The organism is Cellulomonas jepli (genome assembly GCF_047229345.1).
Classification (GTDB): domain Bacteria; phylum Actinomycetota; class Actinomycetes; order Actinomycetales; family Cellulomonadaceae; genus Cellulomonas_A.
This window is the reverse complement of the sequence record NZ_JBFTER010000126.1, coordinates 1-13,292: the sequence shown is the minus strand read 5'-3', so window position 1 is coordinate 13,292 and position 13,292 is coordinate 1. Positions and strand designations below refer to the sequence as shown.

At 77.0% G+C, this 13,292-nt stretch carries 10 protein-coding genes; 6 read left to right on the top strand and 4 right to left on the bottom strand.

Features of this window, described 5'->3' with window-relative positions; all coding sequences use genetic code 11:
- From AB6N24_RS20700 to AB6N24_RS20680, 5 genes are all read left to right on the top strand, one after another.
- Positions 1-746, top strand: a 746-nt coding sequence (locus tag AB6N24_RS20700) for a hypothetical protein (RefSeq protein WP_412871256.1), incomplete at its 5' end; no start/stop codon positions are given.
- Positions 747-880: 134 nt separating this feature from the next.
- Positions 881-1,153 carry a hypothetical protein gene (locus tag AB6N24_RS20695; protein WP_412871255.1) on the top strand — a complete coding sequence of 91 codons (273 nt, stop codon included), beginning with the start codon at positions 881-883 and terminating at the stop codon, positions 1,151-1,153.
- A gap of 79 nt (positions 1,154-1,232) precedes the next feature.
- Positions 1,233-2,342 (top strand): adenosine deaminase, encoded by a 1,110-nt coding sequence (locus tag AB6N24_RS20690; protein WP_412871254.1) that lies wholly within the window; start codon positions 1,233-1,235, stop codon positions 2,340-2,342.
- Positions 2,339-3,007, top strand: coding sequence for a deoxyribose-phosphate aldolase (deoC, locus tag AB6N24_RS20685; RefSeq protein ID WP_412871253.1), 669 nt, complete (start codon positions 2,339-2,341; stop codon positions 3,005-3,007). The genes AB6N24_RS20690 and deoC overlap by 4 nt, the downstream gene beginning before the upstream one ends.
- A gap of 232 nt (positions 3,008-3,239) precedes the next feature.
- Positions 3,240-5,474: a DUF6055 domain-containing protein gene (locus tag AB6N24_RS20680; protein ID WP_412871252.1), complete on the top strand. Its 2,235-nt coding sequence runs from the start codon at positions 3,240-3,242 to the stop codon at positions 5,472-5,474.
- Between the two features lie 52 nt (positions 5,475-5,526).
- On the opposite strand, the gene AB6N24_RS20675 is transcribed toward AB6N24_RS20680, so the two are convergent.
- Both AB6N24_RS20675 and AB6N24_RS20670 read right to left on the bottom strand, forming a co-directional pair.
- Positions 5,527-7,452 carry a phospho-sugar mutase gene (locus AB6N24_RS20675; RefSeq protein WP_412871251.1) on the bottom strand — a complete coding sequence of 642 codons (1,926 nt, stop codon included), beginning with the start codon at positions 7,450-7,452 and terminating at the stop codon, positions 5,527-5,529.
- A gap of 76 nt (positions 7,453-7,528) precedes the next feature.
- Positions 7,529-8,383, bottom strand: a complete 855-nt coding sequence (locus tag AB6N24_RS20670) for a purine-nucleoside phosphorylase (protein ID WP_412871250.1) — start codon at positions 8,381-8,383, stop codon at positions 7,529-7,531.
- A gap of 39 nt (positions 8,384-8,422) precedes the next feature.
- On the opposite strand from AB6N24_RS20670, the gene AB6N24_RS20665 reads away from it, so the two are divergent.
- Positions 8,423-9,868, top strand: a complete 1,446-nt coding sequence (locus AB6N24_RS20665) for an NAD(P)H-quinone dehydrogenase (protein WP_412871249.1) — start codon at positions 8,423-8,425, stop codon at positions 9,866-9,868.
- A 91-nt stretch (positions 9,869-9,959) separates the two neighbouring features.
- On the opposite strand, the gene AB6N24_RS20660 is transcribed toward AB6N24_RS20665, so the two are convergent.
- Both AB6N24_RS20660 and efeB read right to left on the bottom strand, forming a co-directional pair.
- The gene (locus AB6N24_RS20660; protein ID WP_412871248.1) at positions 9,960-11,945 is read right to left on the bottom strand and encodes an endonuclease/exonuclease/phosphatase family protein; all 1,986 of its coding nucleotides are present in this window, start codon (positions 11,943-11,945) and stop codon (positions 9,960-9,962) included.
- Between the two features lie 60 nt (positions 11,946-12,005).
- The coding region (gene efeB, locus AB6N24_RS20655) for an iron uptake transporter deferrochelatase/peroxidase subunit (RefSeq protein ID WP_412871247.1) at positions 12,006-13,292 on the bottom strand (1,287 nt) is incomplete at its 5' end.

The following is a 13,292-nucleotide window of genomic DNA, read 5'->3' as shown; positions in this document are numbered from 1 at the left end:
GAGCACCCCGGCCGGCCGCCGCACGCCTCGCCGACGCCGTCGCCGGCCTCCCGGCGCGCGAGCGCGCCCAGGTCGAGCGCCCGTTGACCCCGGCGCGGGGGAGCGACGTGCTGCGGCTGGGCACGGCCGCCGCGCGGCAGACCGACGGCACGACGTGCGGCTCGGCCGTCCTCGCGATGCTCGCCGCAGCGGGGGACCCGACGCTCGCCTACTGGCTCGTCACGGGCGAGCGCGTCGCCGGGCACGAGCCCGCCGAGCTGCGCGACGTGGACGACGCGCCCGGTCCGGCCGGCCGCTTCGGCGCGCTCCAGGAGGCCCTCAAGCGCCGCAGCAACGCGCGCGCCGTGCTCGGGCTGCTCCCGTGGCCCACCGCGCTCGGCACGCCGCCGTGGGGCGCGGCGAGGGTCGCGCGCTACCCGGGCGTCGCGTACCGCTCGGTGCTCGTCGACGACAGCCGGCCCAGCGAGGTCACGCGGGTCCTGGTGCGCGCGGGCCGCGCGCTCGACCGGGGCGTCCCGGTGCCGCTGTACACGGGCGGGGACCTGTCGGGCGGCGCGGCGAGCGCGGTCCCGCGCCACGTCGTGCTGCTCACGGGGCGCACCGCCGAGGGGTTCGCGGTGTACGAGCCGTCGAGCGGGCGCGTGCACGACGTGCCGTCGGCCGACCTCGTGGTGCCGCACGGGCCGCTCGAGGCGCTCGGACGTTGGTCGCACGTCGCCTGGGCGCTGCTCCCGGTCCGCGGCTGAGCCTCCCGGCGACGCCCGGCGGTGGTCGGCGACGTCCGGAGGTGCGTCTCGGGGGTGCTGCGGGGACGTGGCAGTGGCGAGGACCCGCGGCCCGGGTCACGATGGACGGGCACGCCGACCCCAGGGAGGACACCATGAGCACCGTCCCCGGCCAGGAGGCCTCGCGCGACGCCGGGCTGCTGCCCGCCGACGTCTTCACCCCCGTCGACGCCCAGGCGGACGCGGACCAGCGCCCCGTGGACGACGAGCTGCGCCTCAACACCCCGGCGCCCGACGCCGACGCCACGTCGCCCGAGGAGTACGTGCCCGCACCGCCGCACGTCGCCCCGCGCGACGACGCGAACGAGGCCGACGTGAACGAGCAGGCGACCGAGGTCCCGGGCGACGAGCGCGACGAGTACCTCTGACGCCCGGACGGGCGTCGCCCGCTCACCCGGGCGGGTCCCGGCGTCCTCGGCGCGCCCGGTGCGCGACTACGGTGGAGCCATGACCCCCGCGTACGACCTGGTGGCCGCGCTGCCCAAGGTGCTGCTGCACGACCACCTGGACGGCGGCGTCCGGCCGGCCACGCTCGTCGAGCTCGCCCGCGAGGCGGGCCACACGCTGCCCGCGACCGACCCCGAGGAGCTCGGCCGCTGGTTCGTCGCCGCAGCGGACTCGGGCAGCCTCGAGCGCTACCTCGAGACGTTCGCGCACACGGTCGCGGTGCTGCAGACCGAGGACGCGCTGCGCCGGGTCGCGCGCGAGGCCGCGGTCGACCTCGCCGCCGACGGGGTGGTCTACGCGGAGCAGCGCTACGCGCCCGAGCAGCACCTCGCGGGCGGTCTGACGCTCCAGCAGGTCGTCGACGCGGTGCAGGCCGGGTTCGCGGAGGGCGTCGCCGAGGCGGCGGCCCAGGGCCGGGAGCTCCGCGTCGGCACGCTGCTGTCGGCGATGCGGCACGCGGACCGGGCCGACGAGATCGCGGCGCTCGCGCTCGCGAACCGCGACGCCGGGGTCGTGGGCTTCGACATCGCGGGGGCCGAGGCCGGGTTCCCGGCGTCCCGCCTGGCGACCGCGTTCACGGCGCTGCGCGACGCGTGGTTCCCCGTGACCGTGCACGCCGGGGAGGCTGACGGGCTCGGCTCGATCACCGAGGCGCTCGGCGTGGGCGCGCTGCGCCTCGGGCACGGCGTCCGGGTCCTCGACGACGTCACGGTGCACGAGCCCGGCACGGCCGGCGGCCCGCCCGCGGCGACGCTCGGGCGGCTCGCCGCGTGGGTGCGCGACCGGCAGGTCCCGCTCGAGACGTGCCCGTCGTCGAACGTCCAGACGGGCGCAGCCGTGTCGGTCGCCGAGCACCCCGTGACGCTCCTCAAGCGCCTCGGCTTCGCGGTCACGGTCAACACCGACAACCGGCTGCAGTCGGGCACGAGCCTCACGCGCGAGCTCGCGCTGCTCGTCGAGCACGCGGGGTGGACGGTCGACGACGTCCGCGACGTGACGCTCACCGCCGCCGAGAACGCGTTCCTGCCGCAGGACGAGCGCGCCGAGCTCATCGACCGGGCGATCCTCCCGGGCTACACGCACGACGGCACCGGAAGGCACCGCGCATGACGATCGACGCCCACGCACTCGCCCAGCTCGTGGACCACACCCTGCTCAAGCCGGAGGCGACCCGCGCCGACGTCGAGGCGCTCGTCGAGGAGGGGGTGCGGCTCGGCGTGTACTCGGTGTGCGTCTCGCCGTCGTTCCTGCCGCTCGACGCCCGCGGCCTCAAGGTCGCGACGGTCGTCGGCTTCCCGTCGGGCAAGCACCACAGCGACGTCAAGGCCGCCGAGGCCGCGCGCGCGGTGCGGGACGGGGCCGACGAGGTCGACATGGTGCTCGACGTCGGCGCCGCGAAGTCGGGGGCCTTCGAGTCCGTGCAGTCGGACATCGCCGCCGTCCGCGCCGCGGCGCCGGCCCCGACCGTCCTCAAGGTCATCATCGAGTCGGCCGCCCTCACCGACGACGAGATCGTGGCCGTGTGCCGTGCCGCGGAGGCGGCCGGCGCCGACTTCGTGAAGACGTCGACCGGGTTCCACCCCGCGGGCGGCGCGAGCGTGCACGCGGTCGGTCTCATGGCCGCGACGGTCGGCGGACGCCTCGGCGTCAAGGCGTCGGGCGGCATCCGCAGCACCGCCGACGCGGTCGCCATGGTCGAGGCCGGCGCGACCCGGCTCGGCCTCTCGGGGACGGCGGCCGTGCTCGGCGGGTTCGCGTCCGACTCCGCCTACTGACCGCGCACGCAGGGGCCCGCCCGGCCGCCGGCGGGCCCGCGTGGCGTGCGCGCGCGGCGGTCGGGTGAACGTCACGTGGGGGGACGTTCGCGACATTGACGGCAGCCGGGGGCGTCGGCGAAGGTGAGGCGCCCGCGCGACCCCCCACCCCGCTGCGCGGGAGCCCGCGTTGCCGGCCGGCCCAGCAGGAGCACCCAGGGGCGACCCGGACGACGAGGAGGCGGTACCCGAGATGGGCAGGTTCCGGCGCGGCACGGTCGCTGCGGCCGTCGTCGTCCCGTTCCTCCTCGGGGTCCTCATCGCCTACGCGCTGGACGACACCCCGACGGGGCCCAAGTCCGGTGAGCGCGCGCACGCCTGGGCGGAACGGCTCGACGAAGGCGCGGCGAGCTCGCGCGAGAGCGAGAACTTCGTGCTGCTCTGGGGGCCGCGCGCCGGCGGCGACCTCGCCGACGCGTCCGAGTACTACCGCGTCGACCCCGTCGAGCTGCTCGACCGGCTCGAGCGCTACTACGCGCTCTACGTGGGGACCGTCGGCGTCACGGAGCAGGCCGGGCCGATCGCCGAGGACAAGATCGCCGTCGTCCTGACCCGGACCTGGGACGACCTGGCCTACGACGCGTGGGCCGCCGGGCGGGTCGAGGGCGGGCTCGCGCTCCTCGAGATCGCACCCGAGGCGGCCCGTACGGGGGCCTGGGACGTCGCCCGTGCCCTCGCGGTGGTCCTGCAGAGCGTCGCGGTCGCCCCGGACGGTCCCGCGCCGGACGCCGGCCCCGGCACGACGGCCCCCGGGGTGCGCGGCTCGTCGTTCGGGGAGGCGATGGCCTCGTTCCTGGCGACCGCCGCCGAGCCGTCGGACGCGGGGGACCTGTCGGCGTTCGTGCGCGCCGAGAACCTGCGCTGGTCGTCGGGACGGCACCTCGACGGCGGGTGGACGCTGCTCCAGCACGTCGCGGACCGTGACGGCCTCGCCACGGTGGGGCGGCTGTGGCGCGAGGGCGGCGTCGACGCGGACCCTGTCGCCGCCTACGGTCGTGTCGCCGGCCTCACGCAGGAGGAGCTGGGCCTGCGCCTCGCCGAGCACGCGCTGCGCAACGTCACGTGGGACTACTCGACGCAGGACGACCTGCGGGGGTACGCCGCCGAGGTGGCCCCCGCGCTGACCGCCGAGCCCGGGGCCGCGGTCGAGGCGGTCGACGCGACCGCCCACCACTACCGCGTGCCCTCCGCGCTGGCGCCCGCCGAGAACGGCTACGCGCTCGTCCGGCTCAGCCCAGAGGACGGCGCGAGCGCGGTGCGGGTGCGCGTCCGCGGCCACACCGAGGCGGGGCCCGACGCGTCGTGGACCGCGGGACTCGTCGCGGTCGGGGTCGACGGCACGGCGCGGTACGGCGAGCTCGCGGGCGGCACCGACGTGACGGTCGAGCTCACGACCCGCCCGGACGACGCGGAGGTCTACCTGGTCGTGGCCGCGACGCCGACGCGCGCGCACGACTTCGACCCGGCGGCGGGCTACCCCGGCTCCGTGCGCTACCCGTTCGAGCTGCGGGTCGCCGGTGCCGTCGCGTGGGGCTCGGAGCCGGGCTTCGTGCGCCCCGCGGCGCCCGCCGGCGGGCGCTGGCACTCCAACGGGGGCGGCTGGGTCGGGGACTTCGCGACCGTCGACCCGGGCGTCTACGTCGGCCCGCAGGCCGTGGTGCAGGACTGGGCGCAGGTCACCGGCTCGGCGCGCATCGAGGGCCGTGCGGTCGTCGAGAGCGGGGCGGTCGTCGGCGGGTCCGCGGTCGTACGGGACAACGCCGTCGCGCGCTCGCGTGCGGTGCTCGGCGGGGACGTGCTCGTCGGCGGCGACGCCGAGGCGAGCTGGACGTGCGCGACGGGGGTCTACCTGCGGTTCGACCGCGCGCAGACGTGCGACGGCGGTGCGGGCGAGCTCCCCGCGGAGCAGGTGCTCGTGCCCTTCCCGACCGAGGACCTCGCGCTGGACGGCGCCCCGGACCCGAGCCCGACGCCGACCCCGACGCCCACCCCGACCCCCACGCCCACGCCGACCCCGACGCCCACGCCCACGCCGACGGCGACGCCCCGGCCGACGCCGACCCCGACGCCGACCCCGTCGCCGAGCGGCGTGGGGCTGCCCGAGCCGATCCCGGCGCCCGTCGCGGGCTGCTCGGCGGTGATCGCGATCGTCAACCAGTGGCCCGGCGGCTACCAGGCGCAGGTGACCGTGACCGCGGGCACCGAGGCGCTCTCGGCCTGGCGGGTCACGTGGGCCCAGCCCGCGGGCCAGACGGTCGCGGAGACCTGGAGTGCGCGTGTGCGGCAGAGCGGGACGTCCGTCGAGGCCGACAGCCTCAGCTGGAACGCCGCCCTCGCACCGGGTGCGTCGACGACGTTCGGCTTCTCGGGCTCGTACACGGGCCCGGCGCCGGTCGCACCCGCCGCGGCCTGCACCCGGTCACGCTGACCGACCGGGACGCCGCAGCAGCACCACCGGGCGCCCCGCCGGCCCGGACGGCTCAGATCCCGAGCGCCGTGCTGACGTCGGCGGCGACGGCGTGGAGCCGCGCGCGGGCCTCCTTGCGGGCAGCGACGAGGTCCGACGCGTCGGCGTCGCGGGAGACCGGGACGATCACCTCGAGGTAGCTCTTGACCTTGGGCTCGGTCCCGCTCGGCCGCACCACGACGCGCGTGCCGTCCTGCGAGGTGAGACGCAGGCCTTCGGTGGGCGGCAAGCCCTGGCGCTCGGCGTCCGTGCCGGTCGCCAGGTCGACGACCTCCACGACGGGCGAGCCGGCGAGCGTGACGGGCGGGTGCTCGCGCACCGCGGACATCGTCGCGGGGATCCGGTCGAGGTCCGTGAACCGCGCCGACACCTGGTCGCTCAGGTGCAGCCCGTGCTCGCGCGCGAGGTCGTCGAGCACGCTCAGGAGGGACAGCCCCGAGGCCTTGAGCGTCGCCGCGAGCCCCGCGACGAGCAGCGCGGCCGAGATGCCGTCCTTGTCACGCACGTGCGCCGGGTCCACGCAGTAGCCCAGCGCCTCTTCGTAGCCGAACGCGAGCCCGTCGACGCGCGCGAGCCACTTGAACCCGGTGAGCGTCGGCTGGTGCCGCAGGCCGGCGGACTGCGCGACCTTCGCGAGCAGGCGCGAGGAGACGATCGAGCTCGCGAGCACGGGCACGTCCGCGCCGGTCGGGACGTGGTCGTCCGACACGGCACCGGCCGCCGCGCCACGGTCTGCCGCGGTGCCGTGCGCCCCGCCGGCGGCGAGCCGCGACGCGACGAGCGAGCCGAGCACCGCTCCGACCTCGTCGCCGTGCAGCATGCGCCAGCCCTCGGCGCCCGCGGTGTCCGGCCCCCGGTGCGACCGCGCGTGCGGGTCGTTGAGCGCGACCGCGCACCGGTCGGCGTCGGGGTCCAGCGCGAGCACGAGGTCCGCGCCGACGTCACCCGCGAGGCCGAGCGCGAGGTCCATCGCCCCGGGCTCCTCGGGGTTGGGGAACGCGACGCTCGGGAAGTCGGGGTCGGGCCACTCCTGCTCGGGCACGACGAGGACGTCGCGGAACCCGGCCTCGCGCAGCACGCGGGCCGCGACCTCGCCGCCGACCCCGTGCAGCGGCGTCAGCACGATCTTGAGGTGGCGCGCGCGCTCGCGGGCCTCCTCGGTCGGGTCGGCGAGCCCCGTGACGGTCGCGACGTAGGCGTCGACGACGTCGTCGCCCAGCACGGTCCAGCCGGACTCGGCGCGCGGCACCGCCCCGACGCTCGGCACGTGCGCGATCTCGGCGGCGATGGCCGCGTCGTACGGCGGCACGATCTGCGCACCCTGGCCCGAGCCGGTCACGACGCGCCCGCCGAGGTAGACCTTGTAGCCGTTGTCCTGCGGCGGGTTGTGGCTCGCCGTGACCATGACGCCCGCGTCGGCGCCGAGGTGGCGCACCGCGAACGCGAGCACCGGGGTCGGCAGCGGACGGGGGAGCACGAGCACCTCGATGCCGACCGCGGTCAGCACCGCCGCGGTGTCGCGCGCGAAGTCCGCGGACCGATGCCGGGCGTCGTAGCCGACGACGACACGCGGGGCGGGCGCGAGCCCGTCGAGCTCCCCGCGGAGGTAGTCCGCGAGGCCCGACGCGGCGCGGATGACGACGGCGCGGTTCATCCGGTTGGGGCCGCCGCCGACCGCGCCGCGCAGCCCCGCGGTGCCGAACTGCAGCGAGCCCGAGAACCGGTCGGCGAGGTCGGCGCGCGCCGCCCGCACGTCGGCGAGCTGCGTCTGGTGGGTCGGGCTCAGCGACCCGCCCGCGCGCTCGGCCGCGAGCGCCTCGTCGACGGGTGCCTGCGCGCGGTCGAGCAGGCGCGCCAGCTCGTCGGCGGTCGTGGGGTCCGGGTCGTCCTCGATCCAGGTCGTCACCCGTGCGGACAGCTCGCTCCAGTCGTACGCCATGGCCCCAACGTACCCACGGGTGCGCGGACCCGGCTCTGCGGGCGGCGGCGCGTCGCCCGCAGAGGCGGGCGATCCCTCAGAGGCGGCGGACGACCTGGGCGAGCAGCGCGCTGATCCGGGGACCGGCGGCCTGGCCCGCCTCGAGCACCTCGGCGTGGGACAGCGGCGTCGCGCTGATCCCCGCGGCGAGGTTCGTGACGAGCGAGAGCCCGAGGACCTCGAGCCCGGCGTGCCGCGCGGCGATGGCCTCGATCGTGGTCGACATGCCGACGAGGTCGCCGCCGAGCCGCCCGGCCATCGCGACCTCGGCGGGGGTCTCGTAGTGCGGGCCGCGGAACTGCACGTAGACGCCCTCGTCGAGCGACGGGTCGACCGTGCGGGCGACGTCGCGCAGGCGCTGGGAGTACAGGTCGGTGAGGTCGACGAACGTCGCACCCTCGAGCGGGGACGTCGCCGTGAGGTTGAGGTGGTCGCGGATCAGCACCGGGGTGCCCGGGCCCCACGCCGGGTTGAGCCCGCCGCAGCCGTTCGTCAGCACGACCGTGCGCGCGCCCGTCGCGGCCGCGGTGCGGACCCCGTGCACGACGCGCCGCACGCCGCGGCCCTCGTAGAGGTGCGTGCGCGAGCCGAGCACGAGCGCGTACCGGTCGGCGGTGCCGTCCGCGCCGTCCGCCCCGTCGCCGGGGCCCGCGATGCGGATCGAGCGGATCGTGCCGACGTGCCCGACGACCGCGGGGGCCGAGAAGCCGGGGACCTCGTGGCTCGGCACCTCGGCGACGGTCTCGCCGAGCAGGTCCGCCGCGCCGCCCCAGCCCGAGCCGAGCACGAGCGCGACGTCGTGACGTGCGACACCCGTGACCCGGGCGAGGTGCTCCGCGGCGCTGCGCGCGACGTCGAAGGGGTCGGTGGTCGGGTCGTCGAGGTCGCTCATGGAAGTGAAGGCTAACCGGCCACCAGGCACAATGGACCCGTGACCACCGAGACCCAGGACCTGCAGGCCACACGCGTCGTCGTCGTCGGAGGCGGGCCCGGGGGGTACGAGGCGGCGCTCGTCGCACGCCGGCTCGGGGCGGCCGTCACCGTCGTCGAGCGCACGGGGCTCGGCGGGTCCGCGGTGCTGACCGACGTCGTCCCGTCCAAGACGCTCATCGCGACGGCCGAGTGGATGGCGATGTCCGACCGCGCGCCCGAGCTCGGCATCCACCTCGACGCCGACCCCGCGACGCCCGCCGGGGACCTCCTCGCGAGCGAGTCCGAGCGGCACTTCGTCGACCTCGCGCAGGTCAACACGCGCACGCTCGCGCTCGCGGCCGCGCAGTCCGCCGACATCCGCACGCGCCTCGAGCGCGAGGGCGTCGAGGTCGTCGAGGGCGCGGGCCGGCTGGACGGCCCTAACCGGGTCGTGGCGTCCGGGACCGACGGCGAGCGCAGCCTCGACGCCGACGTGGTGCTCGTCGCGACCGGCGCGACGCCGCGCGTGCTCCCCGAGGCGGTCCCGGACGGCGAGCGCATCCTCACGTGGACCCAGCTGTACGGGCTCACCGCGCTGCCCGAGCGGCTCATCGTGGTCGGCTCCGGGGTGACGGGCGCCGAGTTCGCCGGCGCGTACGTGGCCCTGGGCGCCGACGTCGTGCTCGTGTCGAGCCGCGACCGGGTGCTGCCCGGCGAGGACCCCGACGCCGCCGAGCTGCTCGAGGGCGTGTTCCGCGCGCGCGGCATGACGGTCATGTCGCGCTCGCGCGCGCAGTCCGCGGTGCGGACGGCCGACGGCGTGCTCGTCACGCTCGCCGACGGGCGCACGGTCGAGGGCTCCCACGTGCTCCTCGCGGTCGGGTCGATCCCGAGCACCGCGGGCATCGGGCTGACCGAGGCGGGCGTGCGCCTCACCGCGTCGGGGCACGTCGAGGTCGACAAGGTCTCGCGGACGTCGGTGCGCGGGGTCTACGCAGCCGGCGACTGCACCGGGGTCCTGCCGCTCGCGTCGGTCGCGGCGATGCAGGGACGCATCGCGATGTCCCACGCGCTGGGCGACGCCGTGACCCCGATCTCGCTGCGCAGCGTCGCGGCGAACATCTTCACGTCCCCCGAGATCGCGACGGTCGGGTACAGCGAGGAGCAGCTGCAGGCCGCCGGGACGGCGTACGTGACGAGCACGCTGCCGCTCGCCCGCAACCCGCGCGCCAAGATGCTGGGCCTGCGCGAGGGCTTCGTGAAGCTGTTCGCGCACCGCAACGGTCAGGTGCTCGGCGGTGTCGTGGTCGCGCCGAGCGCGAGCGAGCTCATCTTCCCCATCACGCTCGCGGTCTCGCACCGGCTCACGGCCGACGCGGTGGCGAGCGCGTTCACGGTGTACCCCTCGATCTCCGGGTCGATCGCCGAGGGTGCGCGCATGCTGCACCAGCGCCAGGACGACTGACCGGCCGGCCCGCCGGCGGCACCGACCGGACCGGGGTCGCCCGGGAGCCCGTTCCGCCGGCGTCACCGACCCGGGTCGTCCCGCCCGCCGCTCAGGAGGTCGCCGCCACCCGCGCGACGACCGGCAGGTGGTCCGAGGTCCGCGGCGAGGTGAGGACCTCCGTGCCGGCCAGCTCCGCGCCGCGCACGAGCACCCAGTCGATGCGGTCCGTCGGGTCGTGCGCGGGCCAGGTGCCCGCCCACGGGCCCGGGTCGGTGACCCAGCCGTCGGCGTCGAGCCGCGCGAGCTCCTCGGACCCCGGGTGCGCGTTGAGGTCGCCCGCGAGCACCGCGGCGCCGTCGTCGGGCAGGTCCGCCGCGAGCGCGTCGAGCTGGTCCAGCCGGGTCTCGTCGTCGTCGCTGCGGTAGTGCAGGTGCACGGAGGTGACCCGCACGGGCGTGCCGCCGGCGAGCACGACGGTCGCGCTGAGCGCCGCCCGGTCCTGCGCGCCGTCGCCGCGGGGGAGGGCGGTGCGCTGCTCGTCGGTGAGCGTCGAGCGGGACAGCAGGGCGTTGCCGAACTGCGGGTCCGCGGCGCCGGTGAACTCGAGGTCCATGCCGAGCCGGTGCGAGAGCCACGTCGCCGTGTCGACCCCGCCGCCGAGCAGCCAGCCGCGGGCGACCTCCTGGAGCGCGACGACGTCGGGGTCCTGCGCCTCGATGGTCCGCGCGACCTCCTCGAGCTCGACTCCGCCGCCCGGGGTCACGCCGTAGTGCAGGTTCCACGTCAGGACCACGAGCTCGTCGCCGCGCGCACGGTCCGGGCCGGGCGGGGCCTCGGCGGCCGGCCACCAGCCGACGAGCGCGAGCACGACGCCGGGGATCGCGAGCAGGCGCACGGCGTTGGCTCGGAACGGCGGGCTGTCCTCCCGGACCGCGCCGTCGGACAGGGCCGGCGCCGTCGAGCCGGGGGGCGACGGCGTGCGGCGCCGCAGGCCCGCGAGCGCCACGGCGACCGCGGCGAGGAACGGCACGACCGCGTTGTCGACCGGCAGCGGGACCTCCTGGTCCACGAGGTAGAGCAGGAGCGTCGCGACGAGCCCGGCCCCGACGCCCGCGGTCACGAAGGCGGTCCCGGCGAGCCCGGGCGGTGCCGAGCGGCGCGTGCTCGTCGCGCTCGCGACGACCACCCCGGCGGCGACGACCGCGAGCGCGACGGCGACGAGGACGACCGGTCCGGTCACGGTGAAGCAGACCAGCACCGCGACCGGCAGGACGACCGCGGCGACGACCCGGACGGGCGCGACGAGCAGGTGCGGGTTGAGCAGGACCCACACCGTCACGGTGCTCGCCGCGACGAGCACGAGCCCCGCGACCCCGAGCGTCGCGTGCGACTGCGACGCGACGAACGCCGGGTTGGCGAGCACGAGCGTCACGAGCGCGAGGAACGGCCCGAGCGACCACAGCCGGCGCGGTCGACCGGTGGGCTCGTCCTCCCGGGCCGCCCGCGCGAGCGCGACGGCGAGCGCCACGAGCACCGCGGGGACGAGCCACCCGAGCGCGCTGTCGCGCCAGACCGCGTCCCACGTCCCGAGCGCCAGCTGCAGCCCGCTCGCCAGCCCGCAGCCGAGCACGAGCCCGAGCGCCGCGTGCCGCCCGCCCGCGGGGCGTCCTGCGGTGAACGCGACGGCGAGGGTGAGGACGGCGACCGCGACCGCGACGGCGACGAGCCCGACGACGAACCGCGGCGTCCCGTCGAGCGCCTGGAGGACGAGCCGCGCGACGCCGAGCACCGCGACGCCCACGAGCACCGTCCCGCCGTCGGGGACCCCGGGCGTGCGCCGCGCGGACACGACGAGCAGCAGCGCCGCCACGAGCCCCGACGCCGCGAACGTGCCGAGCGCCGTCCCGACGACGACGAGCGGGTCCGGCAGCGTCCGGTCGAGCAGCGGGCCGCTCGCGCGCAGCAGCTCGACGGTGAGCACGGTGAGCACCGCGAGCAGCGACACCCGCGTCGGCGTGCCGAGCTCGGGCGGCAGCGTCCACGGGTGCGCGGGAGTCTGCGGGCGCGAGGACGGCACGGGGGCGGGAGGGGGCACGGCTCGCACGCTACCGCTGCGCCGCGAGCCGCGGACCGGCCGCCCGCGGGGTCGGCCCGGTCAGGCGAACAGCGCCTCGCCGACGAACGACTCGCCGGGCTGCGCGCCGTCCGGTACCCCGGGCGGGACCGCGAACAGCCCGGAGCCGGTGTGCCGGAGGTACTCCATGAGCGCGTCCTGGCGCGAGAGCGTCGACTGCATCGGGATGTAGTGCGTCCGCGGGTCGCGCACGAACGCGAGGAAGAACAGGCCGGCGTCGAGGCGGCCGAGCGCGTCGTTGCCGTCCGTGAAGTTGTACCCGCGCCGCAGCATCCGCACGCCGCCGTTGGTCGACGGGTGCGCGAGCCGGACGTGCGCGTCGGTCGCGACGAGAGGCAGCCCGCCGCGCCCGGTGGCCTCGAGGTCGGGCTCGGAGAACTCGGTGCCGCCCGAGAGCGGTGCACCCTCGCCCTTGGTCCGCCCGACCAGCGCCTCCTGCTCGCGCAGCGACGTGCGGTCCCACGTCTCGATCGTCATCCGGATCCGGCGCGCGACCAGGTACGAGCCGCCGGTGAGCCAGCCGGAGTCCGTCCCGCTCTCGGCGAGCCCGGCCTCGGCGTCGGCCGCCTGGACCCACACGTGCTCGGCGAGCGCGTCCGGGTCCTCGGCCTTGAGGTTCGCGGTGCCGTCCTTGAAGCCGAACAGGTTGCGCGGCGTCGCCTGCGTCGTCGAGGTCGAGGACGTCCGCCCGTAACCCAGCTGCGACCAGCGGAGGGTGGCCGTGCCGAACGCCGCGCGGGACAGGTTGCGGATCGCGTGCACCGCGACCTGCGGGTCGTCCGCGCACGCCTGCACCACGAGGTCGCCGTCGCACCGCTGGGGCTCGAGCGCGTCCTGCGCGAAGTGCGGGAGCTCGACGAGCGCGGCGGGCAGCCGGTCCGCGAGCCCGAAGCGGTCGACGCCGGGCGTGCCGTCCGGCCCCGGGGTGCCGACGAACAGCGACCGCCCGAAACCGAACGTGATCGTCAGGCCCGCGGGGGGCAGGTCGAGGACCTCGCCGGTGTCGTCCGGGGGAGCGTCGTAGGGGCCCGACGCCGGCCCGAACGGCCCCGCGGGCAGCCCCTGCGTCAGCCGGGCCGCCATCGCCGTCCACGTCCGGAGCAGCGCGACGAGGTCCTCGCGCGACGTCGTCGTGAGGTCGAACGCCGCGAGGTGCATCCGGTCCTGCGCGGGGGTGGTGATGCCGGCCTGGTGCTCGCCCGTGAACGCGTACGTCCCGGGCCGCGCCGGGGCGGCGGGGCCGCGCAGCTTCTGGACCTCGTCGGTCGGCTCGGCGGCGTCGGCCGGTGCGGTGCGGCTGGCCGTGGC

Bases quoted from the DNA above. Each gene is read 5' to 3' on its own strand.
- AB6N24_RS20695 (WP_412871255.1), top strand. From the start codon at position 881: ATGAGCACCGTCCCCGGCCAGGAGGCCTCGCGCGACGCCGGGCTGCTG.
- AB6N24_RS20690 (WP_412871254.1), top strand. From the start codon at position 1,233: ATGACCCCCGCGTACGACCTGGTGGCCGCGCTGCCCAAGGTGCTGCTG.
- deoC (WP_412871253.1), top strand. From the start codon at position 2,339: ATGACGATCGACGCCCACGCACTCGCCCAGCTCGTGGACCACACCCTG.
- AB6N24_RS20680 (WP_412871252.1), top strand. From the start codon at position 3,240: ATGGGCAGGTTCCGGCGCGGCACGGTCGCTGCGGCCGTCGTCGTCCCG.
- AB6N24_RS20675 (WP_412871251.1), bottom strand. From the start codon at position 7,452: ATGGCGTACGACTGGAGCGAGCTGTCCGCACGGGTGACGACCTGGATC.
- AB6N24_RS20670 (WP_412871250.1), bottom strand. From the start codon at position 8,383: ATGAGCGACCTCGACGACCCGACCACCGACCCCTTCGACGTCGCGCGC.